We start from the raw sequence: 2,385 nt of genomic DNA on the forward strand, positions 1-2,385 counted from the left end.
ATCGGCTTGAGTTAAAGTATGAACAGCCGTTAATGTTACACTTGCTTCAGGAGCTAAAGTCGAAACCGGTGAGCCGGTTACTATGGCATTGGCATCGGTAACCACCAGATTGGTTAAGGTGACATTACCGGTGTTTTTAACGACAAGATCGTAATTCAATACCTCTCCTGTTTTATTCGGCACAGTACCGTTAACAGTTTTCACTAAAGTCACAGCACCAGCCGGAGTAATGGTAGCTACTGTCGGCGTATCATTAGTCTCCGTCGTTCCTGATACATCAGTCACGTCTGCTCCAGCTGGTGTTTTACCCGTTAACGTTGCCGTATTGCTGTATGTACCCGCATCAATATCGGCTTGAGTTAAAGTATGAACAGCCGTTAATGTTACACTTGCTTCAGGAGCTAAAGTCGAAACCGGTGAGCCGGTTACTATGGCATTGGCATCGGTAACCACAAGGTTGGTTAAGGTCACATTCCCGATATTTTTAACAACAAGGTTGTAATTCAACACCTCGCCTGCTTTATTGGGAACAGTTCCGCTAACAGTTTTCACTAAAGTCACAGCACCGGAAGGCGTAATGGTAGCCACTGTTGGTGTGTCGTTAGTCTCTGTCGTTCCTGAAACATCAATCACGTCCAATCCAGCCGGTGTCTTACCGGTTACAGTTGCAGTGTTGATATATGTACTTGCATCAACATCCCCTTGAGTTAGTGTATGGGCAGCAGTAAGCGTTATGCTTGCGCCCGGAGCCAAAGTAGAAACCGGTGAGCCAGTAATCAAAGCATTCGCATCTGTAACCACCAGGTCGGTTAAGGTGACGTTACCCGTGTTTTTAATTACCAGATTGTAATTCAATACCTCGCCTGCTTTATTCGGAACAGTTCCGTTAACAGATTTAACCAAGGTCAAAGAACCAGCCGGCGTAATAGTCGCCACTGTCGGCGTATCATTAGCCTCAGTCGTTCCTGAAATATCATTCACATCTGCTCCAGCCGGTGTTTTACCTGTGACGCTTGCGGTGTTCGTATAGGTTCCTGCATCAACATCCCCTTGAGTTAAGATATGGGATGCAGTAAGTGTAATACTAGCGCCCGGAGCCAGACTAGAAATAGGAGAACCCGTAACCACGGCATTGGCGTCCGTAACCACCAAATTAGTTAAGGTTACGTTACCTGTATTTTTAACCACAAGATTGTAATTCAATACCTCGTCTGCTTTATTAGGAACGGAACCGTTAACAGTTTTCACTAAAGTCACGGTACCAGCCGGAGTAATGGTCGCCACTGTAGGTGTATCATTAGTCTCGGTCGTTCCTGAAACATCCGTCACATCCAATCCAGCTGGTGTTTTACCACTTACTATTGCCGTATTGCTGTATATACCCGCATCTACATCGGCTTGAGTTAAAGTATGAACAGCCGTTAATGTTACACTTGCCCCCGGAGCTAAAGTCGAAACCAGTGATCCAGTAACAATTGCGTTTGCATCGGTAACCACCAGATTGGTTAAGGTTACGTTACCTGTATTTTTAACAACAAGATTGTAATTCAATACCTCGCCTGCTTTATTAGGAACAGTTCCGCTAATAGTTTTGACCAAGATTAATGATCCAGCCGGCGTAATGGTAGCCACTGTTGGCGTATCATTAGTCTCAGTCGTTCCTGAAACATCAGTCACATCTGCTCCAGCTGGTGTTTTACCAGTTACAGTTGCCGTGTTGTTGTAAGTTCCTGCATCAACATCGCTTTGAGTTAAAGTATGGGATGCGGTAAGGGTAATGCTTGCGCCCGGAGCCAAAGTAGAAACCGGCGATCCAGTAACAATTGCATTGGCATCGGTAACCATCAGATTACTTAAGGTTACATTACCGGTATTTTTAACAATAAGATTGTAATTTAATACACCACCAACCGCGGTTGGTACTGTTCCATTGATTGTTTTAATTAAGGTCACAGTACCCGAAGGCGTAATCGTAGCCACTGTTGGTGTATCATTAGTCTCCGTCGTTCCTGAAACATCAGTTACGTCAGATCCAGCCGGTGTCTTACCGGTTACCGTTGCGGTGTTAGTATAGGTACCTGCATCCACATCCCCTTGAGTTAGTGTATGGGCAGCAGTAAGTGTTACACTTGCCCCCGGAGCCAAACTAGAAACAGGAGAACCCGTAACAATTGCATTGGCGTCCGTAACCACCAAATTAGTTAAGGTTACGTTACCTGTATTTTTAACAGCAAGATTGTAATTCAATACCTGGCCCGCTTTATTAGGAACACTTCCGCTAATAGATTTCACTAAAGTCACAGATCCAGCCGGCGTGATGGAAGCCACTGTTGGTGTGTCATTAGTCTCTGTCGTTCCTGAAACATCAGTCACATCTGCTCCAGC

1 protein-coding gene is annotated in these 2,385 nt (G+C 45.2%); it reads right to left on the reverse strand.

Translation table 11 applies throughout. From position 1 onward, the window contains the following. On the reverse strand, positions 1–2,385 hold a 2,385-nt coding region (locus AB669_RS21300), incomplete at both ends, for a hypothetical protein (protein WP_047801398.1).

The sequence above is a fragment of the Pedobacter sp. BMA genome, assembly GCF_001027745.1.
Taxonomy (GTDB): Bacteria; Bacteroidota; Bacteroidia; order Sphingobacteriales; family Sphingobacteriaceae; genus Pedobacter.